Below are 24078 nucleotides of genomic sequence, written 5' to 3'. Positions count from 1 at the left end.
GTAAGTACTCAGTTTGAGATACACCAAAAGATCCGCGTATGCTAAATGGCGTCTCTTTGAAGAGAGCATACTTTACGCTCTGGCATGGTTACAGAAGGACGAATATCATGTCCAAAACGTTTGGTGATGCTAATACATCTGGATGAGGAGGAAAGAATGCCCTCCGAAAGGGAATAATTTATGAGTATTGCAGGTATACGCTCCAACCGTGGCGATGGATACCAGACCCTGGTAGCGTTTGATTGGGCATTGAAGATATTGTCCGATCAGGACTTCCTATGGCTTGAAGTCGACTCGATAAGCTACCCCGTTGACGATGTCGTCGTTGGCAAAGTTGACGGCGTCTTGATCGCCTGTCAGTGCAAAAAAAATCAAACCGATTTTAAGGCCTGGACGATAGCTGACTTGGGCGATGAACTAGACAAAGCCTTCCGTCTGCTGGCTAATAATCCGAAAGTTAATGTCCGCTTCTATTCGCGAAATAACTTTGGCGATCTTGCAAAACTCAAAGAGCACAGCTCATCTCAACCAGACGAAAGCAGTTATCTACAAAGTTTAGGAAAAGCACAACGGGTGCTGAATGATACCTTGTCGCAACAACTAGCGAAAACTCCCCCCAGTATTTCAACGTTTGAATTCCTGCGTCGAACCAATTTTGTGACCAGCGATGATCTGGATCAGATGGAGCAGCAGCTACGGGGACGTTTACGATATATGGTGAGCAACCCTGACGCTGCTTTTAATGCGCTCTGGGTAAGCCTTGATAAACTTGGTGCGCGTATGGGGGATGGTGGTTTATCTACCGCTGTCCAATATCGTTTGACCAAAGATGATCTTAGGACCATTGTCCAGCAGGCTGGGTCAATACTGGTTCCACCAATGAATCTAGCAGAGATACTTCATTCTTTTTCCAGTACTTCTGCTATTGGCAGGTCATGGCGGCGAGATATTGCTGGGCAGCGTATTGCTATCCCAGTCGTGGATGAACTACTTGCAGCCATTGATGCCCGGAAGAGATCCATATTGCTTACAGGTCTTCCGGGCTCAGGAAAAACTTGTGTGATGCTTACATTGCTAGAGGCGTTGGAAGAACGGGTAAAAAACCATTCAGATATTGTGCCTCTCTTTATTCAATCACGTGAGTTCGCCGATTTGGTTACATCAGAAGATCGTCATGCTCAGGGCCTATCGCCGAAATGGGTAGAGGAAGCTGCAAGGATGGCTGAAGACGCCCATGTGATAGTAGTTATTGATTCTTTGGATGTGTTGTCCATCGCCCGTGAACATCGCATACTCAAGTATTTTCTTGCGCAGATCGACCGCCTGCTATTGCTCCCCAATATCACCGTTGTTACCGCCTGTCGCGACTTCGACAGACATTACGACAGACAGATTGCCGAACGACATTGGGATTGTGAATTAAAATGCCAGCCATGGGATTGGAAAGCTGAGATTACACCATTACTTGATACGCTGGGGATTGCGACTGCGGCTATCAATGCCGATACTCGCGAGCTGATTCGAAATCCACGTGAGTTGGCATTATTCGTTGAATTGGCCCAGAGAGACGGTAGTTTCAATGTGGTGACAAGTCAGGCACTGGCGCAACGCTATCTAAATACTGTTGTGCTTGCCGATAGCGAATTAGGGGATATTGCTATACAAGCGATTGAAGATATTGCCTCAGAAATGTTGCACTTGCGAAGTCTGGTGGTGCCACATCAGCGCTTTCCAGCCTCTCAGGACATTCAGCGGAAACTATGCAGCCTTAATGTACTACAGGAAACTCAGGATGGAAAACTGACGTTTGGTCATCAAACCTTACTGGATGTGCTTGTCATAAGCAGAGCCATGCGTAATGGCGTCACATTGAATGCGTTCATAAACAGCTTACCGGCTGTTCCATTTGTACGTCCGAGTATCCGTAGTTTTATAGCTCAGTTGGCACAAGGTGAGCGCCGAGAATTCAGAAAACAACTCAGAGCGGTGTTGGTGGGTAACGCTGCATTTCACATCAGACGTCTAGTAGCAGAATCATTTGCTGAACAAAAACCGCAGAATGAAGACTGGTCATTGGTACGCGATTTGCGCGAAAAACACCGTGATATTTTTCAGGTGATTTATGCCGTAGGCGGCTCAATTGAATGGCATCATTTCTGGGTCAACTTCCTGATTCCCTATTTAAAAATGACCCGGGATGCCGAAGGCGTGGGGATACATGTTCATCGTATTGCTCAATGGAGCAATGTTGATACTGCTGGCGTGGTGTCATTTTGGATGGAAGTGCTGGCGTTGGATTGGTTCGATGGCAATGGAATTGCAGACCAACTGGCGATGCGCCTGTCAGAAATTAAGTCAGGAAATATTGCCATTGTCGCTCCATTACTTGAACGGCTGATCACTATGCCGCGATCTGAGCACAGTTATCTTGGCAGGGCTATCGCTGGCTGTGTAACAGCAGGAGTAGTGGACGATGCTTTTCTCTGGCGTTATATAACGGACGACATCAGTGACGAAGATTTACTAGAATTTAGATTCAACTGCAAATTGCGTTGCCAAGTTAATGAATTTGGGAACAAAAATGAAAATTTTATCCGTCTGCGTATGGAACAATCCAGTGCGTTACTTGATTTAGCCTTAGGATCAATCGAGCGCTGGAGTATAGTGCAAACATCACGTTACGGTAAACCCCGTTTAGGTTACCGGCATGGGTTCCTGAGTGAGACCTCCTACAAAGCTACTCATAGCCAGCAGGATATGCACCATGTGGACTGTATGGATGTTCTGTTTGATGCAGTTGAATCTGGTATTCTTCACCATGCGAAAACACATTCATACTGGTGGAAAAAAAACTGTGAACGTCTTTGTTTTAATCACGAAGGCGCATTGCTCTACTTAGGTATACTTGCCTGTACCTCATCGCCTGAAGCCAATATTGACCTGATAGGCCGCATGCTGTGCGACCGAAATATGCTAGAGTTTGAACTTTCCTATGAATTAGGCAAATTGATACAATCAGCATTTAGGTTCCTCCCCGATCAAATACAAGATGCGGTGATGGAAAATATTTTGACTGTACGGAATGAATATCTTTCCTCCGAATCCAGCCTGTGGAAATTGAGGGCGCAAGCAGAATTTATTGTGCCGATTCCTTGTTATCGTCGTTCCGCCGAATTGCAGATGGTATTAGATGAGTATGAAAGAAGATCTGGGACATTGGTTTGTCAACCTTATATTCATTCGCGAGGTGGTTTAGTTGGAGCGCCATTTTCGTATGATGTTTTTCTAAGTATCAGCAATGGCGGAGTACTACAACTATTATTACATTATGATGGTCATACTCAGCGGGATTGGGATGAATTTCTTATCGGCGGAGAAGAAGAGGTTGGCTGGCAATTGCGTGAGGCCTCCTCTCGTCAGCCCTTACGGTTCCTAAATTTTTTGTCTAGTTATTGGATAGACATCCCCGCAAAATTTCGCGATGACATTATGAGTGGAATTGCTACTTACCTGGCGTATCGTTATGGCAATTTAAATACCAACGGAAAATGGGAACCGCTGGAGGAACCTAATGCATCACTTCTTGCAAACCAGATTTTAGATGAACTGGAAAGACATCCAATGCAGTGGCGATACAACAGCTCTTCAGCCAAAGCGCTTGAAGCCTGCGCCAATGTCATACAAGACCTACAAGCGGCAGAACGACTAATCTTTTTGGCTATAGGTTTTGCAGGGCTTGATGAGTCCGATCCAATTGAGGGGGAATCCGTCGATTTGATTACTACGGGAATCAATATGGCAAAAGGGGATGTGACCGATGCCTTGATGATTCTGGCTAATAATTTCCTAGAGCAAAGTAATAAATTACCAGCATTGTTAGTCCCCACATTGCGGCGATTTGCTAGTGATGAACATCAGGCTATTCGTGCTTTAATCTTGCAACGTTTACCATTTATGCAAAACAAGTCTTTTGATCTGGGTTGGGACTTATTCCATCTAGCCATGAAAGATGCTCATGGACTTTGGCAAATAGCCGAGAGATGTCTTTATTACGCCTATCACAATCATTTTGACACTGTGAAACCTTTATTAACAAGTATCTACAGTGAGGGAAGTGATAAAGATTTTGAAACATGGGGACGTATTTCAGCTTTATCTGCCATGACCAAACATATCGATTTTGATAAGTTTCTAAGGGACTTGAATACATTGGACAAAACAGAAGCCTGGCATGGTGCAACTACTGTTTGGGTAAATGATGAAAATATTCGACAACATAGGGAGCAGTGCCTAGAGGGAATTAAAGCGGGTTTAAATGCAGATGGCCAGCATGCCCTGGATGTTGCCAAGCAACTGGATCATATCTTTGACGATAGCGAAGATGTCATATTCATACCATTAGAAATTGTGGCTCGCTGTTTTTCGGTTTTTGAAAATGAGGGTAGCGGTGAGGGTAAACAACATCAATTCTTCAGATTTCATGAATGGCTGAACGCGATTTCACAGCTCGATCCAGAGCAAGCACTGGCAGTCACCGAAATATATCTAGCTTATGCCCGTCATAACAGACAATACCTGTATGATCACAATAACAGCCTTACTCAGTTGATGACTCGCCTTTTTGCAGAAGCAGAAGAACGCGAGGAATCAGATCAAAGTGCAATGTTACAACGTGTTGTGGCATTACAAGACATGCTACTTTCAATGGGTGTTAATGGTGTTTCAGACTGGCTGAAAGCAGCAGAGAGACCATGATTATCCAATAATATAATTATATACAGTATTATATGTTGATAACAAGGAGCAGTGGCGTGCTTTAATGATGATGGTGCGTCAGTTACGTATATCTGCATGATCGTATACATATCAAGTATTATTCAAAATAATAGAGCCCTTCGATTTGACCCGCCACGGTTAATCTAGATAGTTAGAATCATTGCTGCTTAGACATGAAGTCGGCTTTACGCTCAGGCTGTGTGAAAGCCTTGACCAAAAACTGAAGTCCTCTCATCTATGCAAAAGCTGAATTAGATCGGCTGGTCAAAGAGTCAAACTTTACGTAGGGACTCGGTTTTCGGCCCTATTATTGGCAGTCTCTGCGACCCAAAAGTTTTCACTCGGCCTATGCTCTTAGCCGACTGTCAGATTTAACCGCACCTTGCTACTGTTATGTCTGTCTGAGAAAGCATCATGCTCAAATCAAGATTCACACCAAATAATCACTGTTCTTTCTTCACCCTCGACGTTAGCAGATAACACTGTCTCCGCCCCTGCATTTAGCGTTTATTCGCTCTGCGCCAACATCAAGCCGTCACTGCCGCCGCAGTGACGGCTTGATGCAACGCTGCAACAATATGGGCTGGCGCAACACCCTATTCATTACTGCCTGCATGACGATGCTCCGGCATACTGCCCCTGCAACAACCTTCCGGTGGGTCTGAACACCGGAAACATGGCACAGCGTATATGCTGCGCTGGCCGTACCCATCCGGCCATCCCAAAGGCATTGGCTCCTGCGAGTGTCTGTCCGATCAGGATGGAGCCATCCAGACGCTTCCGGCTCATTCCCAGCGTCGCTCCTAAACAGAGTTGAGCCTTCGTTCTCTTAGGTATTACTGGCCCAATTTAATCAATGTTCCTCATCCGCAGCGGGCCACTGGCCCGCATTTTCTTTCCATCCATCTGCAACAAAGGAGGTTTTATCACGTTTTTCAGGCAATACCCTCCGCCCGGCTTTCCAGCAGGAAACAAGGCGGATGCCTCAATCTGAGGCAACAGACGTTCTGAGCGTCTGGCCCCTGCCCTTCGGGGATCTTGTCGCAGTAAATGCGGCGAGTTGGCAATTACACTAACCCGATTTCCTCTCAGAACAAGTGATTTTACTGTAGCAAAAAAGCGACAAAGAGGAGGCTGATTATGGATGACCTGACATGGACGCTGAACCAGCTTTGCCGACGCAACCGGGACGGCAGCCATACCACGCAGGCTGACAGAAAACGGTCTCTTACGCTGATGGCCCGACAGTTGCGCGAAGCCGGTTTCCGGCAAATGCGCGCTACTTCGCTTAAAGGTAAGCATATCAACACCCTGCTGACGCGCTGGCAATCAGAGGATTTATCCGCCGGCACACTAAAGAATCGGCTGGCGCATCTGCGCTGGTGGGCGGAGAAGATTGGCAAACCGGGCCTGCTGCCCGCCGACAACGACCAGTTGGGCATTCCCAAACGTCGCTATGTCACCAATCAGAATAAAGCCCAAACGCTGAACGACCGGCTCGACTGTATCCGCGACCCGCAGGTAAAAATGAGTTTGCGTTTGCAGGCTGCCTTTGGGCTACGCCGCAAAGAGTGCCTGCTGTTCCAGCCCCGCTATGCCGACCGGGGCGACCATATCGCATTGAAAGGCACATGGACCAAAGGCGGTAAAGCACGTACCGTCCCCATCACCACACCAGAACAACGGGCCGTGCTGGATGAAGCCCACGCGCTGGCGGGAGCCGGTTCGCTAATCCCGGCGCAGAAAACCTATATCCAGCAGCGGCATCTGTATGACGGCCAGTGTAAAAACGCCGGACTCAGCGGCATGCACGGTTTACGCCATCGTTACGCCCAGATGCGCTATGAAATCCTGACCGGCTGGCTGGCACCCGCCGCCGGTGGCCCCGGCTATAACCACCTGACGCAGGAACAACAAACCATCGACCGTGAAGCGCGGCAAATCATTAGTCGGGAACTGGGGCATGAAAGATTACAGATCGTGTCGCTCTATCTTGGACGATAAAAAGGGTCTTCTGGATCAAAAAGGCAGGAAATGGCCGAAGGGAATAGATATTAAGGGGCAACGGACCTGCTAGAAAAAGGGAAAAGGCACTCTGCCCTATTTCACGATATCCCAGTCGCGGCTGCCAGCAGACGACGTCATAAACAGCCATCAAGCCCCTTCAAGTTTTCAATCCTGCTCCCCTTCCCCACCCTGACCACGGCTGATGCCCTGATAGCGGGAAGGCCAGATCTCTTCCGGCCGTTTGTTCAACGCTTCGGCAATCAAGCGCTCGCCCTTCGGCCAGTGTCGCGTTAGCGCATTTGCCAATGTAGATGACGCTAATCCCGCCTCTCTGGAGATCGCCGCCAGCGTTGTGCCACGTTTTCTCAAACCAGCGATAATATCCGCCGGATGCCAGTCATTAACGTTCATTACCCTCTCCCCCATGATTTTATCCGCCATGTTCAGCATCTCTAAACAACTACGATGTTAAGTAATGCTAAACACTAAGTCAATAGCTTATCTAGGGTGTTGATCATGCTTCCCGGACGTCTTAAATCCGCACGGTTAAACGCGCATCTTACTCAGGAAAAACTGGGTACGCTGGCAGGTATTGAAGAGGAAACCGCGCGGTCACGCGTCTCGCAGTATGAAAATGGGATACATCGCCCGACATTCGAAATGATGTGCGCCTTTGCGAAGGTGCTACATGTGCCGGAGGGTTATTTCTACACCCTTGATGATAAATTTGCGGCCATGCTGCTCGACCTTTATCGCCAATATAAAGCGCATTCCCTATGACCTTTCTCTTATCTCAAGCTGACTCTGTTCAGGGACTCTAAGCAACTCGCCTGTAAAGCAATGCTAAACATGACATCAATATTGATTATTGATGGTGTCACTATGTTACCTGCTCGCCTTAAAGCTGCCCGCCTGCGTGCCCAAATGACGCAGGAAAAATTGGGGGTACTCGCTGGGATTGAAGAAGCCACCGCGCGGTCGCGTGTCTCCCAGTATGAAAGCGGCACACATCGCCCAACATTTGAAACGATGTGCGCCTTTGCCCGCGTTCTTAACGTCCCTGAAAGCTATTTTTATACCCTTGACGACGACTTTGCAGACATCATCCTGAAACTATATGACGGTGAAGTCGTTCAGTGGAAAAAGGGATAACCTGCTCATTGCAAAATAAACTCACGTAAAAACGGTATGCCATCACCGGGCAGCATCCGACCGTCTGCATGGCTTTCAGCGTGTTTTCAAGTACGCTGATTTTTGCAACGCCATAATTAACCTCACCGGCTCCGTTCGCCGCCCAGCGATCCAGCCTATCCGCCCACTCCTGCATCATGCGCCGCCGCTGTTCCACATACTGCGCATGATTGTAGGCCGCGCTGACTTTGTTGGGGTCGGCGTGGGAAAGCTGCGCCTCAATCCAGATTTTGGGATAGCCGATTTCATTAAGCGCCGTCGAGATGGTGGCGCGAATACCGTGGCCGGTAAGTTGTTCCGCATACCCCATACGGCGCAGTGCGCTATTAAGCGTATTTTCACTGATGCGTTTCTTTAAATCGCTACGGTGGGTCAGCAGATATGTTTGAGCCGGTTTCATCTGCGCCAGCAGATGATGCACAATGTCGAGCGCCTGAGCGGGTAACGGCACAACGTATGGCGGAATAGCCTGACCATTCTTGCCGTGCCTGCGCATAGCGTTCTGCAACTGCTTTATATTCTCCGGCGGGATGATCCATAGCTCACGCTTCAGATCGAACTGATCCGGCGTTGCCAGCCGCAGTTCTCCGGTGCGAACCCCGGTCAATAGCAACAACCGGATGCCAAGCTGCGTTTGCATATCGCCTGCGTAGTTGCTCAGCTTCCGGAGTAATAACGGCAGCTCGTGGATAGCGAGATAGGGATTATGCCTGACAGGTGGCTTAGGAGCCGCCACCACGTCCAAATCCGACGCCGGGTTAGTTTCCAGCCCTTCGATTTTCACCAGCGCAAAGCGAAACAGCTGGTTAAATCACGTACGCACCTTTTTCGCGATGGTCAGCGCCTTGCGCCGTTCAATACGGGCAATCACCTCCAGCAGGTCAGAGCGACGGATCTCAAAGATCGAACGCTCGCCCAGAATGGGCAGCACATCTTTAGAAAAAATACGCTGGATTTGCGACAGGGTACTTTGCCGCCCTTCTCTGAGTTCGAGTCTGCGATGGTCAAGCCAAAGGGAATAGACGGCTTTGAAGCTGTGTCCGGCGGCCAGACGCGCGGCCTGCCGCTTTTGTTTGCGAACAGTGCAGGGGTTGATGCCTTTAGCCAACAGCTCGCGAGCGTCATCTCGCAATGCGCGCGCTTTGCGTAAGCCGATTTCAGGATAACGGCCCAGAGAGAGGCGCTTCTGTTTACCCAGCCAGTAATAGCGGAAATGCCATGACTTACCTCCCACCGGCGAAACAACCAGACCGAGTCCATCACAATCAGGAAGATAACAGGTTTTACCGTTGGCTTTAGCCTGCCGGATAATCAAATCGGAAAGTGCCATGACAAGAGCTCCAAGTTGAGACTCAGGCTCTATGCTTGTCATTGCCTTTATTTGATCCCAGCAACAATCAGGAACGCGTTGCCACCCTGTTTTTTTGGCCTCAATTCTGGCCTTAAAAAGGCTGGCTGTGGGTGGTTTTCAATGGATTGCTTTGGAAACAAAAAAAGAGCTTTTCGCTCTTTTTTCATAGACCTACAGACGTTGGTGGCTGTCTATAGAACAAGAACTGGAGCGGGAAACGAGACTCGAACTCGCGACCCCGACCTTGGCAAGGTCGTGCTCTACCAACTGAGCTATTCCCGCCCGGGAAAGTGCCGAACCGGATACGAAATTCTGTACCGGTACGGGGTGCGCATTATACGAGAAATCCTTTCGACCGCAACCCCCGAAAATGAAAAAACATCTGACTGCCGATAAAAAGAGCAACACGGCGCGAATATGTTCATCCATCAGCATGGAGACCGCCGGGCTGATTCTCCTGTCGGTCATCACGCCGAGCGCCGCCTGATCATCGCCGCGCCGCGCTATAGCTGAATAAAATGCTCCCGATAATAAGCCAGCTCCGCCAGCGACTCTCGGATATCATCCATCGCCTGATGCGTGCCCTGCTTTTTAAAACCGGCCAGAATCTCTGGTTTCCAGCGGCGAGCCAGCTCTTTCAGCGTACTGACATCCAGATAGCGGTAATGGAAGTAGGCTTCCAGTTCAGGCATATAGCGGAACAGAAAACGCCGATCCTGCCCGATACTGTTACCGCAAATCGGCGATTTCCCCGCCGGCACCCAATGTTGCAGGAAAGCCAGCGTCTCTAACTCCGCCGTGCGTTCATCAACCGAGCTGGCTTTCACCCGGTCGATCAAACCGCTGGCCCCATGGGTACGCACGTTCCAGTCATCCATCAGCGCCAACTGGCTATCCGGCTGATGGACGGCCAAAACAGGGCCCTCAGCTAAGACATTGAGATTGGCGTCGGTCACCAGCGTTGCAATTTCAATGATGCGATCCCGTTCAGGATCCAACCCTGTCATTTCAAGATCGATCCAGATTAGGTTATTTTCATCTACCATCGTGGTATTCCTGTTTAGCCTTGTGCTGTTACCCGCCTGTTGACGACAACAGCACGTCAACGCTTAAGTGACCAGCATTAATCAAATAGGGTGTATTATAGTCGCTTCAATCGCCGCGGGCGATAATCAGTGCCGTGGCGATAATCATAGTATTAAGTGAGGCTCAGTGAGCAAAAAGAAACTGTCGAAAGGGCAAGAGCGTCGAGTCAGCGCCAATCATCAGCGCCGCCTTAAGCACGCGGATAGCAAGATCGAGTGGGAGGATAGCCAACTGGGCGAGGCTCAGGAAGGCATTATTATCAGCCGCTTTGGTATGCATGCCGATGTGGAAGCGGCCGATGGCGTGGTGCATCGTTGTAACATCCGCCGCACCATTAAGTCGCTGGTCACCGGCGACCGCGTCGTCTGGCGCGCCGGCAACGAGTCGCTGGCGGGCATCAGCGGGATCGTTGAAGCCGTCCATCCGCGTCACTCCGTGCTGACGCGCCCTGACTACTATGACGGTGTTAAACCGATCGCCGCCAACATTGATCAGATCGTGATCGTTTCCGCCATTCTTCCTGAACTGTCGCTCAATATTATCGATCGTTATCTGGTCGCCTGTGAAACGCTGGAGGTCGAACCGCTGATCGTGCTGAACAAGATCGATCTGCTGGATGATGAAGCCTATCAGTTCGTCAATGAGCTGATGGATATCTACCGGGCGCTCAAGTACCCGGTGATTATGGTGTCAAGCCATACGAATCAAGGGATCGAGGAACTGGAACAGGCGCTAACCGGCCGTATCAGTATTTTCGCCGGACAATCAGGGGTCGGCAAATCCAGCCTGCTCAATGCCCTGCTCGCGCTGGGCGAAGAACGTATTCTGGTTAATGAGGTTTCTGATAACTCAGGGCTGGGGCAGCACACCACCACGGCGGCGCGGCTTTATCACTTCCCGCACGGCGGAGATGTCATCGACTCGCCCGGCGTGCGCGAATTTGGTCTCTGGCATCTGGAGCCGGATCAGATTACCCGCGGTTTCATTGAGTTTCGGGACTACATCGGCAGTTGCAAATTCCGGGATTGCCGTCATGAAAACGACCCCGGCTGCGCGATTAACGCCGCGCTTGAACGTGGCGACATCGCCGCCGAGCGCTTTGATAACTATCACCGTATTCTGGAAAGCATGGCTCAGGTAAAAACACGTAAAACCTTTTCCGATACGGATAACTGACATTTATCGTATCCATCGCTACAATGCGCCGCCTTTATCCCCTATTTCATGGCGCATACTAATCCAAGAGGCTCACCGTGCTGGATAGCATAAAAATTAAATTACAGTATTGGCTTCCCAAAATCTGGCTGACCCGTTTGGCCGGCTGGGGAGCCGATAAACAGGCGGGTAAGCTTACCAAGCTGGTTATCGATCTGTTTGTCCGTTACTACAAGGTCAACATGCTGGAAGCACAGCAGGCTGATACCGCCGCCTATCGCTCTTTCAACGCGTTTTTCGTCCGTCCGTTGCGGCCGGAAGTCCGTCCGATCGATCCCCATGCCCATCGTCTGGTTCAACCCGCTGACGGCGTGCTGTCTCAGTTGGGCGCGATCACCGACGGTAAACTGATTCAGGCCAAAAATCACCACTACTCGCTGGAAGCGCTGCTGGCGGGAAATTATGTGATGGCGGAGTTGTTCCGCGGCGGGTTGTTCGCCACCACCTATCTGTCGCCGCGCGACTATCACCGCGTTCACATGCCCTGTGACGGCGTGCTGCGGGAAATGATCTATGTTCCCGGCGATTTGTTTTCCGTGAATCTTCTGACCGCGGAAAACGTCCCCAATCTGTTTGCCCGTAATGAGCGCGTGATTTGCCTGTTCGATACCGAGTTTGGCCCGCTGGCGCAGATTCTGGTTGGCGCAACCATTGTCGGTAGTATTGAAACCGTGTGGGCGGGAACGGTCACTCCGCCGCGGGAAGGCATTGTTAAACGCTGGACTTACCCATCGGCGGGAACAGAAGGCGCCATTGCGCTGACCAAAGGTGAGGAAATGGGCCGTTTTAAACTGGGGTCTACGGTGATTAATCTGTTTTCATCCCAGCGGCTGCAATTTTCCGCTCACCTCGGCAGCCTTAGTGTGACCCGCGTGGGTGAACCTTTTGCTGAAATAGCGAGTGATGAGCAGGCGTTCGATGTTTCACCCGCGGAAACGGCCGGGCAGCAGCATGTTGCTGTGAATGTTGATACCGACACGACGGCCAATCCGGGGTGAAGCCCCATGCGCCGTAAATAACCACCCGTCATTGTTGTAAGTTAAAGGTAGGCTAAGCGTGCGTCTGATCGTCACTTTTCTGCTGGGATGTTTGTTATCCACCGCCTCATTGGCCGCCACGGCGCCCAGCGAGGCACAGTTACGCCAGCAATTGCAGCAAGCGGAAGCGAACAAAGGCGCCGCCGATCAGCCTGAGATTGTCGAAGAACTTCAGTCCGCCCTGAACGCCATGCAGGAGCGCAAGGAGTCGATTGAGCGCGCGGCCCAATACCAGCGCGTCATTGATGATTTTCCCAAGCTGACACAGGAGCTGCGCCGCCTGATCGCGGCAGAGGACGATAAGCCGTCGACTGTCCCGGATAATCAGTCCGTTAACGATCTTGAGCAGCAGATCCTACAGATCAGCAGCCAACTGTTGGAACAGGCTCGCCAGCTTCAGCAGGAGCAGGATCGGTTGCGGGATATCGGCGATTCCCTCGGTCAGCTTCCCCAACAGCAAACCGAAGCCAGCCGCGCACTCAGCGATGCAGAACGGCGGATCCAGTCTCTGGGGTCGCCGGCCACCCCGCTGGGGCAGGCGCAATTAGCTGCGTTGCAAGCCGAATCCGCGCTACGTAAAAGTCGGGTTGACGAGTTAGAGCTGGCGCAGTTGTCCGCCAGCAATCGTCAGGAGTTATCCCGCTTGCGCGCCGAACTGTATAAGAAACGCCATGACCGGCTGGATATCCAGCTTCAGGCGTTACGCAGCAGCATCAATAGCCTGCGTCAGCGGGAAGCGGAACAGGCGCTGGAAAGAACAGAGTTACTGGCGGAACAAAGCGGCGAATTGCCTTCCGTCATCAGTTCGCTGCTGACCGTTAACCGCGAACTGTCCGTCGCTCTGAATCAGCAGGCGCAGCGTATGGATCTGATCGCTTCCCAGCAGCGTCAGGCCGCCACGCATACCCTTCAGGTTCGTCAGGCGCTGAGCACTATCCGCGAGCAGGCGCAGTGGCTGGGCGTTTCGCCTGTTTTAGGCGAAACCCTGCGGGCGCAGGTCGCCCGACTGCCGGAGATGCCCAAACCGCAGTTGCTGGACAGCGATATGGCGCAGTTGCGCGTACAGCGCCTGCATTTTGAAGATCTGATTAATAAACCCAGTGACGCCGAACAGGCCAAACAGGACGACGGCACGCCGCTCACCAGTACGCAGCAACGGATCCTGACCGACCAACTGCGTACCCAGCGCGATCTGCTGACGTCGCTGATATCCGGCTGTGATACGCAGATCCTGGAACTGACCAAGCTCAAAGTCGCCAACAATCAACTTGAGGACGCCCTGCGCGAAACCCGGGAAGCGGCGCACCGCTATCTCTTCTGGGTTGCGGATGTCGATCCGATTACCTTTTCCTATCCGCTGAAGCTGGTGCAGGATCTCACCCGACTGCTGTCGCTGGATACCTTGACCCAGCTCAGCAGCGCCATGGTGATGATGGTCACCAGCCGCGAAACCGTGATGCCGCTGCTGGGGGCGCTGTTGCTGGTCGGGTTCAGCATCAGTTCCCGCCGCCATTATCATGCGTTCCTCGAACGCGCCAGCGGCCGGGTGGGTAAAGTGACGCTTGACCATTTTATGCTGACGTTGCGTACCGTGTTCTGGTCAATCCTGACGGCGCTGCCGCTGCCGGTGCTCTGGGCGGCGTTGGGGTACGGGTTGCAAAACGCCTGGCCTTATCCGGTCGCCGTCGCTATCGGCGACAGCGTGACCGCTACCGTGCCGCTAATGTGGGTGGTGATGATCAGCGCATCATTCGCGCATCCTCAGGGGCTGTTTATCGTCCACTTCCGCTGGTCGCCCGATCGGGTTGCCCGGGCGATGCGCTACTATCGGTTGTCGATTGCGTTTATCGTGCCGTTAATCATGGCGCTGATCACCTTTGATAAACTCAACGATCGTGAATTCTCCAGTACGCTGGGACGTCTGTGCTTCATTTTACTGTGTATGGCGCTGGCGCTGGTCACCACAGGTCTGAAACGGGCCGGCATTCCGCTTTATCTGGATAAGGAAGGCTTAGGGGAAAACTCCGTTAACCGGGCGATGTGGAACCTGATGATCTGCGCGCCGCTGGCCGCCGCGCTGGCATCCTGTATTGGTTATCTGGCGACCGCGCAGGCTCTGCTGGCCCGGTTGGAAACCTCGGTTTCCATCTGGTTCTTCTTGTTGGTGGTGTATCATATCATCCGTCGCTGGATGCTTATTCAGCGCAGACGTATCGCCTTTGATCGGGCCAAACAGCGTCGGTCGGAGATTCTGGCCCAGCGCGCCCGCGGCGAAGATGACTCGCCACCCGGCGCCCAGCACGAAACCAGTTCGGAAGTCATTGAAGAGCCGGTGGTGGATTTGGACGCCATCAGCGCGAAATCATTGCAGTTGGTCCGTTCCATCCTGACGTTAATCGCGCTGGTTTCGGTGATTGTGCTGTGGTCTGAGATTCACTCCGCGTTTGCCTTTATGGAGAATATCAGCCTGTGGGACGTCAGCAGTACGGTCAGAGGCGTCGAAAGCGTACAGTCGATTACGCTGGGATCCGTGCTGATCGCCATACTTATTTTCATTATTACCGCTCAACTGGTGCGCAATCTCCCCGCTCTGCTTGAACTGGCTCTGTTGCAGCATTTGGATCTCTCCCCCGGCAGCGGTTACGCCATCACCACCATCAGCAAATATATTCTGATGCTGATCGGCTGCCTGATGGGATTCTCGCTTATCGGCATTGAGTGGTCGAAACTGCAATGGCTGGTCGCCGCGCTGGGTGTCGGACTGGGCTTTGGGTTGCAGGAAATTTTCGCCAACTTTATTTCCGGGCTGATTATCCTGTTTGAAAAACCGATTCGTATCGGCGATACCGTCACCATCCGCGAACTTACCGGCAACATCATGCGTATCAATACTCGCGCGACCACCATATCGGACTGGGATCGCAAAGAGATTATCGTGCCGAATAAAGCGTTTATTACCGAACAGTTTATTAACTGGTCGCTATCTGATTCGGTGACGCGTGTCGTGCTGACGATACCGGCGCCGGCCGACGCCGACAGCAAAGAAGTCACTGACTTGCTGATGGATGCGGTGAGCCGCTGTTCGCTGATATTGGACACCCCGGCGCCGGAAGCATTCCTGGTGGATCTGCAACAGGGGATCCAGATTTTCGAACTGCGTATTTTCGCGGCGGAAATGGGACACCGTATGCCGTTGCGTCATGAGCTTCACCAGTTGATTCTGGAAAATTACCGTAAACATAATATGGTGATGCCGTTTCCGCCCTTTCAGGTGCGCATGGACTCCTTATCGCGCAAGGGAAGAACCACGACGTCCGGTAACCGGACGGCCGGAAGCTTATAAAGGAAGGAATGAGGCGGGGAGCAGCCGATGCCCCGCCTTTTCACAGAGAAAGATCAGGAACGCTCGACCGGGAACGCAATCACATCACTCAGCCTGTCGGCATTCAGGGCCAGCATAATCAGGCGATCGACCCCCAGCGCCACGCCGGCGCATTCCGGCAGACCATGTTTTAACGCCGCCAGTAAATTCTCATCAATCGGTTGCTGCGGCAAACCGCGGGCGGCGCGTTTACGGTTATCCTGTTCGAAACGCTGGCGTTGCTCATCGCCGTCGGTTAACTCACGGAAGCCATTCGCCAGTTCAATGCCTTTAAAATAAACCTCAAAGCGCTCGGCAACCCGATGATCTTCAGTGCTGATTTCGGCCAACGAGGCTTGCGTCGCCGGAAAGTGATAAACAAACGCCGGCTTTTCGCGACCGATATGCGGTTCAACGCCAAAGGTGAACAGCATCTGCACCAGCGCATCCCGGTCTTCTTCGCGACAGGCGATATCGCCCAGGCCTAATTTTTCAGCCGCTTCGCGCAACTGGGTTTTATCAACGGAGAGGGGATCGATCTCCAGATGACGGAGAAAAGCCTGCTGGTACGAGAGCATCTCCGCGCTCTCGCACTCCAGCACCTGCTGCAATAAGTCGTCGACTTCATTCATCAGGCGGTACATATCGTAATGCGGACGATACCATTCCAGCATGGTGAATTCCGGGTTATGGTGCCTGCCGGACTCTTCATTGCGGAAACTGCGGCAGAGTTGAAAAATCGGACCGCTGCCTGCGGCCAGCAGGCGTTTCATGTGGTATTCCGGGCTGGTCATCAAATAGAGCGTCATGCCCTCGGCAGCGCCGGGGCCGACAAAGCGAGTCTGAAACGGGCAGAGATAGACGTCGGTTACCGTGGCCCGGCTCATGGCCGGCGTTTCAACCTCTAATACGCCGCGATCGGTGAAAAAACGCCGGATCGCGGTGACTATCGACGCGCGCTTCAACAAATTAGCGATAGGGGCGCTAGGTTGCCAACTTGTCGTTTCGCTCATGGTTACTACTCCAAAGTCAAACAGGTGGAGCAGTCTACCCGCATCATAGCGGGCAGACAAAAAAATTTATCTCCAGTGAAATCTTTTTCCATCTCGTCGCCAAAAGGGTTATTAAAGAAATAAAAGCATTATTTCTACGGAAATAAGCCTTTCGATCACGTTTTTATAAGTTATTTCAGTACACTGTGGAAAAAATACAAAATGCTGGATCACATCAAATTTCATCCGCCTTTAATTCGGTATAATCATTCCCACACAAAAAATAGAGGTTTATCTATTCTTAATATGTCCTAAAGTCATTTTTTTATGCGATTTAATGCACTAATAATTAAGCAGATATATAAAGACAGAAATGAATAGGCGTTATTTTTTTATTTTAACTTAATTAACTTAAGTAACTGGAGGAATGCAGTGCAAACCTTTAATGCCGATTTGGCCATTATCGGGGCCGGGGGCGCTGGCTTACGCGCAGCAATTGCTGCTGCCGAAGCAAATCCCCAACTGAAAATTGCGCTGATCTCAAAAGTCTACCCAATGCGTAGCCACACCGTGGCGGCAGAAGGCGGATCAGCAGCGGTCACTCAGGACCACGATAGCTTTGATTATCATTTCAACGACACCGTTTCCGGTGGTGACTGGCTGTGCGAACAAGACGTCGTCGAACACTTCGTCAAGCATTGCCCGGAAGAAATGATCCAGATGGAACAGTGGGGCTGCCCATGGAGCCGTAAACCTGATGGTTCTGTTAACGTCCGTCGTTTCGGCGGCATGAAAATAGAACGCACCTGGTTCGCCGCCGACAAAACCGGCTTCCATATGCTGCACACCCTGTTCCAGACCTCCCTTAAATATCCGCAAATCCAGCGTTTCGACGAACATTTCGTTCTGGATGTTCTGGTCGATGACGGTCAGGCCCGGGGCGTCGTCGCCATCAATATGATGGAAGGCGCACTGGTTCAGATCCGGGCGAACGCGGTGGTTATCGCCACCGGCGGGGCCGGCCGAGTCTACCGTTACAACACCAACGGCGGCATCGTGACCGGGGACGGTATGGGCATGGCGTTCCGCCACGGCGTCCCCTTGCGCGACATGGAATTCGTGCAATATCACCCGACCGGCCTGCCGGGCTCCGGCATTCTGATGACGGAGGGCTGCCGCGGCGAAGGCGGCATCATGGTCAACAAAGACGGCTACCGCTATCTACAGGATTACGGCATGGGGCCGGAAACGCCGTTGGGCGAACCGAAAAACAAATACATGGAACTGGGGCCGCGCGACAAGGTTTCCCAGGCTTTCTGGCATGAGTGGCGCGCCGGGCGCACCATTTCCACCCCGCTGGGCGACGTGGTCTATCTTGACCTGCGCCATCTCGGCGAGAAAAAGCTCAAAGAACGCCTGCCGTTCATCTGCGAACTGGCGAAAGCCTATGTCGACGTCGATCCGGTTAAAGAACCGATCCCGATTCGCCCTACCGCGCACTACACCATGGGCGGTATCGAGACCGATCAGCATTGTGAAACCCGCATCAAAGGTCTGTTTGCCGTCGGCGAATGTTCGTCTGTCGGTCTGCACGGCGCCAACCGCCTCGGTTCCAACTCGCTGGCGGAGCTGGTGGTGTTTGGGCGCATCGCCGGCGAGCAGGCCGCGCAGCGTTCTCAGGCAGCCGCTCCCGCCAACGGCAGCGCGCTCGACGCGCAAACCCGTGATGTCGAACAGCGTCTGAACGACCTGATGAACCAGGAAGGCACCGAAAGCTGGGCGAAAATCCGCGACGAAATGGGCATGTCGATGGAAGAAGGTTGTGGTATTTACCGCACCACGGAGCTGATGCAAAAAACCATTGATAAATTAGCCGAGCTGAAAGAGCGCTTCAAACGGGTAAAAATCACCGACCATTCCAGCGTATTCAATACCGATCTGCTCTATGCCATTGAGCTTGGTCACAGCCTGGATGTGGCGGAATGTATGGCGCACTCCGCCATCAACCGTAAAGAATCCCGCGGCGCCCACCAACGTCTGGATGAAGGGTGCACCGAGCGCGACGACGTGAATTTCCTGAAACATACGCTGGCTTTCTACAACCCTGAAGGGGCGCCACGTCTGGATTACAGCGACGTGAAAATCACCAAACTCCCTCCGGCCAAACGCGTTTACGGCGCCGAAGGCGATGCTCAGGATAAAAGCAAGAAGGAGCAGGCGAATGGCTGATATGCAAACCCTGAAAATGGAAGTCATGCGCTACAACCCCGAACGGGACAGCGCGCCGTATTTTGAAACGTTTGACGTCCCATTCAACAAGCAGACTTCCCTGCTGGACGCGCTGGGTTATATCAAAGATAACCTGGCGGCGGATCTCTCCTACCGCTGGTCCTGCCGGATGGCGATCTGCGGTTCATGCGGCATGATGGTGAACAACGTGCCCAAGCTGGCCTGTAAGACGTTCCTGCGCGATTATCAGGACGGCATGAAGGTTGAAGCGCTGGGCAACTTCCCCATCGAGCGCGACCTGGTGGTCGACATGACCCACTTTATTGAAAGTCTGGAAGCCATCAAGCCGTATATCATCGGCAACGATCGTAAACCGGCCGACGGCACCAATAAACAAACCCCGGCGCAGATGGCCAAATACCACCAGTTCTCCGGCTGTATCAACTGCGGTCTCTGCTACGCCGCCTGTCCGCAGTTTGGTCTCAACCCGGAGTTTATCGGGCCGGCGGCGATTACGCTGGCGCACCGTTACAACCTGGATAACCGCGATCGCGGGAAAAAACAGCGTATGGCGCAGTTGAACGGTGATAACGGCGTCTGGAGCTGTACCTTTGTGGGTTACTGCTCAGAGGTTTGTCCGAAGCATGTCGATCCTGCCGCTGCTATTCAGCAAGGCAAGGTGGAAAGTGCCAAAGACTTCATGATCGCCATGCTGAAACCACAATAAGGGAGGGGCAATAATGACATCCAAACGTAAAGCGTATGTCCGCGGCATGGCGCCGACCTGGTGGCAAAAGCTGGGGTTCTACCGTTTTTATATGTTGCGTGAAGGTACGGCCGTACCAGCCGTCTGGTTCAGCATCATATTGATGTGCGGCGTATTTTCTCTGAAGAATGGCCCGGAAGGATGGGAAAGCTTTGTCGGATTCTTACAGAATCCGCTGGTGTTGCTCATCAACATCATCGCACTGTTGGCGGCGGCGCTGCACACCAAAACCTGGTTTGAACTGGCGCCGAAAGCATCCATCATTATCGTGAAAGACGAAAAAATGGGGCCGGAGCCGATTATTAAAGGGCTTTGGGCGGTCACCATCGTCGTCACGCTGGCTGTTCTGGCTATTGCCTTACTATTCTGAGCAGGAGGAATAACGTGATTAATCAAACGCCAAAACGTTCCGATGAACCGCCATTCTGGGGATTGTTCGGCGCCGGTGGTATGTGGAGCGCCATCTTCGCCCCGGTCATCATCCTGCTGGTTGGTATTCTGCTGCCTTTGGGTTTGTTCCCGGATGCGCTGAGCTATGAACGTATCATGGCTTTCAGTCAGAGCTTTATCGGCCGCCTGTTCCTGCTGCTGATGATTATTTTGCCTCTGTGGTGTGGTTTACACCGAATGCACCACGCCATGCACGATCTGAAAATCCACGTTCCCGCCGGGAAATGGGTTTTTTACGGTCTGGCAGCCATTCTGAGCGTGGTTACCATTATTGGTGTCGTCACGCTGTAAGTCGGTTGGTTCACGCTAACGGCCCGCCTGTGAGGGCCGTTTTATTTTGTTCCTGCTTTCCGTCTCACCGATTACCCTAAAAACAAAGCAAGGCCCGCCCTAAGAAATAAATCAGAACCTGTCGGTTCTCATTACCCGATAATTTTATCCCGGAACATAAAGAATACCGCGCCCAATAGGCACAGCCCGGCCCAAATATAGTCCGTCCGAAAGGGTTCTTTTAAAATGATTATTGAAAAAGGAATAAACACGGAAAGGCTAATGACTTCCTGCAATATTTTTAGCTGCCCTGCTGAAGCCACCTGATAACCAATACGATTAGCGGGAACCTGTAATAAATACTCAAATAATGCGATCCCCCAACTGACCAATGCGGCGATTAACCAGGTTCGGCCGCTGAAATAACGCAAATGCCCATACCAGGCGAAAGTCATAAACACATTGCTGAGCGTCAGCATACACACGGTGATAACCAGCGGCGACATCATTTTTCTCCAATTCGTTCACCGCTGCATTATGTCGTCGCCGAGAGGAAAACGCCACGGTGGCGCTTTCGCCTACGAAAAACCTTTACAGCTTACTGTGCGCTACGCTGTATCGCTTCCCCACCTGCCTCAACATCCTGTCCAACACCACGCGTGGTATTGCACCCGACGACCGCAGATAGAATTAATACAGAGAAAATAGCGATAAGACTTTTCTTCAACATAGGTGATTCCTTCTAGTGATAAGAAAAAAGGTCTTTTTAAGCGTAGTCAATATTGGCCGCTTCGTGGCACTTTTCATGCTTAATGATGCGATCGGCGCTATTCAAGCGAAAAAAAACCGCCATTAAGGCGGCTTTTTAAAAAGAATGCATTATTTAACGCGAGAAACATACTCGCCAGAGCGGGTGTCGACTTTGATCACCTCGCCAATCTGCACAAACAACGGCACTTTTACAACCGCGCCAGTGGTCAGTGTCGCAGGCTTGCCGCCGGTTCCCGCGGTATCGCCTTTCAGCCCCGGGTCGGTATCGACAATTTCCAGTTCGACAAAGTTCGGCGGAGTCACCGTGATAGGTTGACCGTTCCACAGCGTTACGATGCATTCAGCCTGATCGAGCAACCATTTGGCGTTATCGCCAACCGCTTTCTCATCGGCAGCCAGTTGCTCGAACGTTTCATTATTCATGAAATGCCAGAACTCGCCATCGTTGTACAAGTAAGTCAGGTTCATATCCATAACGTCGGCGCCTTCGGCGGAGTCGGTGGATTTGAAGGTTTTTTCAATAAGCTTACCGGTTAACAGACGACGCATTTTCACACGTGCAAAAGCCTGGCCTTTACCCGGCTTAACAAACTCACTCGATTCGACAGCGTAAGGCTCGCCTTCGAACATGATTTTAAGACCGGAACGGAAATCGTTGCTAAAATAAGTCGCCATAAAGGCCCTCTACATTTGATACTGGTACTAAGCCAAAAAATGGCACACATTGTAACCCTAAATATACCTTCCAGAGAAGATTGGTTGCAGCAACTTGCGGACGTAATTACCGATCCGAACGAATTACTGCAACTTTTGGCGCTGAGCGACAACGCCAGACTCCGGCAAGGCAACGACGCGCGCAAACTATTCCCTTTGCGCGTACCGCGCGTTTTCGCCGCGCGTATGCAAAAGGGGAATGCCGGCGATCCGCTTTTGCTACAGGTTCTGACCGCGCGCGAGGAATTCATTTCCGCCCCAGGTTTCACTCATGACCCGCTTGATGAACAACACAGCGTCGTCCCGGGGTTGCTGCACAAATACCATAACCGCGCCTTGCTGCTGGTCAAAGGCGGCTGCGCGGTGAACTGCCGCTACTGCTTCCGCCGCCATTTCCCTTATCAGGACAACCAGGGAAACAAGGCGAACTGGCGTCAGGCATTGGACTATATCGGCCAGCATCCAGAACTGGATGAAATCATTTTTTCCGGCGGCGATCCGCTGATGGCCAAAGACGCGGAGCTTGACTGGCTGATAACCGAGTTGGAAAACATCCCGCACCTGAAACGCCTGCGCATTCACAGCCGCTTGCCGGTAGTGATTCCGGCGCGCGTTACCGACGCGTTATGCCAGCGGCTAGCGCAGACGTCGCTTCAGACCGTGCTGGTTACCCATATTAACCACGCGCAGGAAATCGATGGTGATCTCGTGCAAAGTATGGCGCGTTTACGTCGGGCCGGCGTCACATTGCTGAATCAAAGCGTTTTGCTGCGCGGGGTGAACGATAATGCGGATACGCTGGCAAACTTAAGTAACGCCCTGTTTGATGCCGGTATTCTTCCTTACTATCTCCATGTTCTGGATAAAGTACAGGGCGCCGCCCATTTTCTGGTCGGCGATGAGGAAGCGCGTACGCTGGTCAAGGCCCTGATGAAAAAGGTTTCTGGTTATCTGGTTCCCCGCCTTGCGCGGGAAATTGGCGGAGAAGCCAGTAAAACGCCGCTGGATCTGGGACTAAAACAAAGCCGGGAAGAGAACGCCACAGTTGATGATAAATAAACAAACCCGGCGAAACGATGCATTCGCCGAGCGGTGGCATTCATTCAACTCGCGTTTACGGGCATTTGTAAACGTTGCCGACCATCTCACTGTCCAGCGGGGCAAAACTTGACCAGAATGTTTCACTCGGGCTGGTCGCGCCATAGATCGTATTACCGCCCATGGCCGCCGCTTTATTGCGTAAATCATTAACCGCGCCGCGCATTGAGCTACTATCACTATGATTGCCGGATAGCCAGTTAGACTGTTTGCCGCTAACCTGACCGAGTAACCGGCACTCATTGCCCGGCTGCTTATCCGTAAACGTAACGGCCTGCCCTGCGGCACTGAGTTGATTGGTCGTACTGCACCCTGCCAGCAACATAACGGCAGAAATACCGAGTAAAAGGTGGATCCGCATTTTCCCCTCCATGATAGTGAAAAATAAAATACGCCTGGATGAATCATCCTGCGATGCAAAAAACCTGACGGTTACCGCTTCTCGCAGTCATGCATGCCACGACCACCTTAACATTCTATACCTTAAAAACCGGTGAGAATGATTCATCTGTCAATTAACTGATATCAAATAAAAAATTGCTAACCGGAACGGATATGCCTCTGTGTGTTAAGGCCTATCGCCTTAGGCTTTATCTGAAAAAAACCATAACTTAATTTATGTTCATTTCAATCACTGTATTTTATGTACTATCCTGATCACTGGTCATTTTTGGCTACACCCGCCTATATCTATACTCTAAATAATTCGAGTTGCAGGAAGGCGGCAAACGAACGAATCCCCAGGAGCTTACACCAGTAAGTGA

At 51.7% G+C, this 24078-nt stretch carries 19 protein-coding genes, 1 tRNA gene and 1 pseudogene; 12 read left to right on the top strand and 9 right to left on the bottom strand.

Annotation, left to right across the window (positions count from 1 at the left end; genetic code table 11):
* The first annotated feature begins 180 nt into the window (after positions 1 to 180).
* Together HOY33_RS18170 and HOY33_RS18165 are read left to right on the top strand one after the other, a co-directional pair.
* Entirely contained in the window at positions 181 to 4755 is a 4575-nt protein-coding gene (locus tag HOY33_RS18170; RefSeq protein WP_172291546.1) for an NACHT domain-containing NTPase, read from the top strand.
* Positions 4756 to 5916: 1161 nt separating this feature from the next.
* Complete coding sequence (locus HOY33_RS18165; RefSeq protein WP_172291545.1) at positions 5917 to 6780, top strand: phage integrase N-terminal domain-containing protein; 864 nt, start codon at positions 5917 to 5919, stop codon at positions 6778 to 6780.
* Between the two features lie 168 nt (positions 6781 to 6948).
* On the opposite strand, the gene HOY33_RS18160 is transcribed toward HOY33_RS18165, so the two are convergent.
* Entirely contained in the window at positions 6949 to 7194 is a 246-nt protein-coding gene (locus tag HOY33_RS18160; RefSeq protein WP_121555905.1) for a helix-turn-helix transcriptional regulator, read from the bottom strand.
* 105 nt (positions 7195 to 7299) lie between these two features.
* On the opposite strand from HOY33_RS18160, the gene HOY33_RS18155 reads away from it, so the two are divergent.
* Positions 7300 to 7563 carry a helix-turn-helix transcriptional regulator gene (locus HOY33_RS18155; protein ID WP_048637299.1) on the top strand — a complete coding sequence of 88 codons (264 nt, stop codon included), beginning with the start codon at positions 7300 to 7302 and terminating at the stop codon, positions 7561 to 7563.
* 102 nt (positions 7564 to 7665) lie between these two features.
* Positions 7666 to 7935: a helix-turn-helix domain-containing protein gene (locus tag HOY33_RS18150; RefSeq protein WP_136157889.1), complete on the top strand. Its 270-nt coding sequence runs from the start codon at positions 7666 to 7668 to the stop codon at positions 7933 to 7935.
* Between the two features lie 148 nt (positions 7936 to 8083).
* Here HOY33_RS18150 and HOY33_RS18145 read toward each other — a convergent pair.
* The 3 genes and pseudogenes from HOY33_RS18145 to orn all read right to left on the bottom strand — a co-directional run.
* A pseudogene (locus HOY33_RS18145) lies at positions 8084 to 9304 on the bottom strand (tyrosine-type recombinase/integrase); the annotation flags it as partial.
* Between the two features lie 227 nt (positions 9305 to 9531).
* Positions 9532 to 9607, bottom strand: a tRNA-Gly gene (locus HOY33_RS18140).
* Between the two features lie 221 nt (positions 9608 to 9828).
* Positions 9829 to 10371 (bottom strand): oligoribonuclease, encoded by a 543-nt coding sequence (gene orn, locus HOY33_RS18135; protein WP_172291544.1) that lies wholly within the window; start codon positions 10369 to 10371, stop codon positions 9829 to 9831.
* Positions 10372 to 10537: 166 nt separating this feature from the next.
* On the opposite strand from orn, the gene rsgA reads away from it, so the two are divergent.
* The 3 genes from rsgA (at position 10538) to mscM (ending at position 16006) form a co-directional block, all read left to right on the top strand.
* Complete coding sequence (rsgA, locus tag HOY33_RS18130; RefSeq protein ID WP_172291543.1) at positions 10538 to 11587, top strand: small ribosomal subunit biogenesis GTPase RsgA; 1050 nt, start codon at positions 10538 to 10540, stop codon at positions 11585 to 11587.
* Positions 11588 to 11664: 77 nt separating this feature from the next.
* Positions 11665 to 12624 carry an archaetidylserine decarboxylase gene (gene asd / locus HOY33_RS18125; RefSeq protein WP_172291542.1) on the top strand — a complete coding sequence of 320 codons (960 nt, stop codon included), beginning with the start codon at positions 11665 to 11667 and terminating at the stop codon, positions 12622 to 12624.
* 58 nt (positions 12625 to 12682) lie between these two features.
* Positions 12683 to 16006: a miniconductance mechanosensitive channel MscM gene (gene mscM / locus HOY33_RS18120; RefSeq protein ID WP_172291541.1), complete on the top strand. Its 3324-nt coding sequence runs from the start codon at positions 12683 to 12685 to the stop codon at positions 16004 to 16006.
* A 53-nt stretch (positions 16007 to 16059) separates the two neighbouring features.
* Here the strand turns inward: mscM and epmA are convergent, their stop codons facing one another.
* Positions 16060 to 17037 (bottom strand): elongation factor P--(R)-beta-lysine ligase, encoded by a 978-nt coding sequence (gene epmA, locus HOY33_RS18115; protein ID WP_172291540.1) that lies wholly within the window; start codon positions 17035 to 17037, stop codon positions 16060 to 16062.
* A 411-nt stretch (positions 17038 to 17448) separates the two neighbouring features.
* Here epmA and frdA point away from each other — a divergent pair, with 411 nt between their 5' ends.
* Genes frdA through frdD form a run of 4 tightly spaced genes read left to right on the top strand, consistent with a single transcriptional unit; the run spans position 17449 to position 20752 of the window.
* Positions 17449 to 19245: a fumarate reductase (quinol) flavoprotein subunit gene (gene frdA, locus HOY33_RS18110; protein ID WP_172291539.1), complete on the top strand. Its 1797-nt coding sequence runs from the start codon at positions 17449 to 17451 to the stop codon at positions 19243 to 19245.
* Complete coding sequence (locus tag HOY33_RS18105; RefSeq protein ID WP_172291538.1) at positions 19238 to 19972, top strand: succinate dehydrogenase/fumarate reductase iron-sulfur subunit; 735 nt, start codon at positions 19238 to 19240, stop codon at positions 19970 to 19972. The genes frdA and HOY33_RS18105 overlap by 8 nt, the downstream gene beginning before the upstream one ends.
* A gap of 13 nt (positions 19973 to 19985) precedes the next feature.
* Positions 19986 to 20381, top strand: coding sequence for a fumarate reductase subunit FrdC (gene frdC, locus HOY33_RS18100; protein WP_172291537.1), 396 nt, complete (start codon positions 19986 to 19988; stop codon positions 20379 to 20381).
* Between the two features lie 14 nt (positions 20382 to 20395).
* Entirely contained in the window at positions 20396 to 20752 is a 357-nt protein-coding gene (gene frdD / locus HOY33_RS18095) for a fumarate reductase subunit FrdD (protein WP_172291536.1), read from the top strand.
* A 131-nt stretch (positions 20753 to 20883) separates the two neighbouring features.
* Here frdD and HOY33_RS18090 read toward each other — a convergent pair whose 3' ends face one another.
* The 3 genes from HOY33_RS18090 to efp all read right to left on the bottom strand — a co-directional run bounded on the left by HOY33_RS18090 (position 20884) and on the right by efp (position 22177).
* Positions 20884 to 21237 (bottom strand): DMT family protein, encoded by a 354-nt coding sequence (locus HOY33_RS18090; protein ID WP_172291535.1) that lies wholly within the window; start codon positions 21235 to 21237, stop codon positions 20884 to 20886.
* A gap of 92 nt (positions 21238 to 21329) precedes the next feature.
* The gene (locus tag HOY33_RS18085; RefSeq protein WP_172291534.1) at positions 21330 to 21461 is read right to left on the bottom strand and encodes an entericidin A/B family lipoprotein; all 132 of its coding nucleotides are present in this window, start codon (positions 21459 to 21461) and stop codon (positions 21330 to 21332) included.
* Between the two features lie 149 nt (positions 21462 to 21610).
* Positions 21611 to 22177, bottom strand: coding sequence for an elongation factor P (gene efp, locus HOY33_RS18080; protein WP_172291533.1), 567 nt, complete (start codon positions 22175 to 22177; stop codon positions 21611 to 21613).
* A gap of 39 nt (positions 22178 to 22216) precedes the next feature.
* Here efp and epmB point away from each other — a divergent pair, with 39 nt between their 5' ends.
* Entirely contained in the window at positions 22217 to 23275 is a 1059-nt protein-coding gene (gene epmB / locus HOY33_RS18075; protein WP_172291532.1) for an EF-P beta-lysylation protein EpmB, read from the top strand.
* Between the two features lie 55 nt (positions 23276 to 23330).
* Here epmB and HOY33_RS18070 read toward each other — a convergent pair whose 3' ends face one another.
* Entirely contained in the window at positions 23331 to 23675 is a 345-nt protein-coding gene (locus HOY33_RS18070; RefSeq protein ID WP_172291531.1) for a DUF4156 domain-containing protein, read from the bottom strand.
* Positions 23676 to 24078: the final 403 nt, after the last annotated feature.

Origin of the sequence: Brenneria sp. hezel4-2-4 (genome assembly GCF_013155275.1) — a bacterium.
In the GTDB taxonomy this organism is placed as follows: Bacteria; Pseudomonadota; Gammaproteobacteria; order Enterobacterales; family Enterobacteriaceae; genus Brenneria.
Note: the sequence above shows the minus strand (reverse complement) of the source record. Positions and strands in the feature narration are given on the sequence as shown.

Coding starts and splice junctions, on each gene's coding strand:
- HOY33_RS18170 (WP_172291546.1), top strand. CDS start 181: ATGAGTATTGCAGGTATACGCTCCAACCGTGGCGATGGATACCAGACC.
- HOY33_RS18165 (WP_172291545.1), top strand. CDS start 5,917: ATGGATGACCTGACATGGACGCTGAACCAGCTTTGCCGACGCAACCGG.
- HOY33_RS18160 (WP_121555905.1), bottom strand. CDS start 7,194: ATGAACGTTAATGACTGGCATCCGGCGGATATTATCGCTGGTTTGAGA.
- HOY33_RS18155 (WP_048637299.1), top strand. CDS start 7,300: ATGCTTCCCGGACGTCTTAAATCCGCACGGTTAAACGCGCATCTTACT.
- HOY33_RS18150 (WP_136157889.1), top strand. CDS start 7,666: ATGTTACCTGCTCGCCTTAAAGCTGCCCGCCTGCGTGCCCAAATGACG.
- orn (WP_172291544.1), bottom strand. CDS start 10,371: ATGGTAGATGAAAATAACCTAATCTGGATCGATCTTGAAATGACAGGG.
- epmA (WP_172291540.1), bottom strand. CDS start 17,037: ATGAGCGAAACGACAAGTTGGCAACCTAGCGCCCCTATCGCTAATTTG.
- HOY33_RS18105 (WP_172291538.1), top strand. CDS start 19,238: ATGGCTGATATGCAAACCCTGAAAATGGAAGTCATGCGCTACAACCCC.
- frdC (WP_172291537.1), top strand. CDS start 19,986: ATGACATCCAAACGTAAAGCGTATGTCCGCGGCATGGCGCCGACCTGG.
- HOY33_RS18090 (WP_172291535.1), bottom strand. CDS start 21,237: ATGTCGCCGCTGGTTATCACCGTGTGTATGCTGACGCTCAGCAATGTG.
- HOY33_RS18085 (WP_172291534.1), bottom strand. CDS start 21,461: ATGTTGAAGAAAAGTCTTATCGCTATTTTCTCTGTATTAATTCTATCT.
- efp (WP_172291533.1), bottom strand. CDS start 22,177: ATGGCGACTTATTTTAGCAACGATTTCCGTTCCGGTCTTAAAATCATG.
- epmB (WP_172291532.1), top strand. CDS start 22,217: ATGGCACACATTGTAACCCTAAATATACCTTCCAGAGAAGATTGGTTG.
- HOY33_RS18070 (WP_172291531.1), bottom strand. CDS start 23,675: ATGCGGATCCACCTTTTACTCGGTATTTCTGCCGTTATGTTGCTGGCA.